General features: G+C 45.9%; 1 protein-coding gene. It reads right to left on the bottom strand.

The features are described from left to right. Window positions 1-68 precede the first annotated feature (68 nt). Window positions 69-359, bottom strand: coding sequence for a hypothetical protein (locus C7B65_RS27110; RefSeq protein WP_106254259.1), 291 nt, complete (start codon window positions 357-359; stop codon window positions 69-71). Between the last annotated feature and the right edge of the window lie 371 nt (window positions 360-730).

Below are 730 nucleotides of genomic sequence, written 5' to 3'. Positions count from 1 at the left end.
TTCGATCACCAGAGGGCTGCGATTCTTGGCGCACGATGTCCAGAAACTATTTTCCTTCTTTCAATAGATCAGCCCTGTTTCTCTACCCGGCTAGCACAACCATTCCAATACCAGTCGATGCCCTCCGTCGCCTTGCCGCTCTTGGGAATAAACGAGCTATCCATCACCAACAGCAACGCCTGTTCTGTCCTAGCTCCAAGGTTGACCAGTTCGACATTGAACGAGGTGAAGTCAAACTCCGCCCCGAAGTGCCGTCGGTACGTCTTCTCATGCAACTCACTATAGCGGCTCAAATTCGTGAAGTTGACCTTGCCGCAGACAACCAGAATCGTTGAAAACAGCGTCACGAAAAAGGTCACTGGCGGTTTGCGAAAACGCCCACTTTGGTCAGTAGGCTCTGTACAATGGCTTCCATAGCTATCTATCCGGTGCGCTTGATTTAGTAGTTGCACCCTATCCGATGGATAGCTTTTCTGTCAAAAATTGTCCGAACTATTGTGATATAACGTTTTCAAAAAAATATTCTATCAACTCACAGGAGTCTAATTCTTTTCTCACTTGATAAGCCTTTCTCACTAGGCTTATGACTTCGTTTGAGTTTTCGTCCTCTTCTAAAATGGCTGGAACAGAGATTACATCAGAAGACTGGCAATTACTACAGTTGTAGATGTTGAATTCTGACCTGTATTTCGTCTAGAATCAGGGTAAAACCAGCGTTTCAGGGGAGGAC

Origin of the sequence: Phormidesmis priestleyi ULC007 (genome assembly GCF_003003695.1) — a bacterium.
In the GTDB taxonomy this organism is placed as follows: domain Bacteria; phylum Cyanobacteriota; class Cyanobacteriia; order Leptolyngbyales; family Leptolyngbyaceae; genus Phormidesmis_A; species Phormidesmis_A priestleyi_A.
This window is presented reverse-complemented; position numbering and strand designations above follow the sequence as displayed.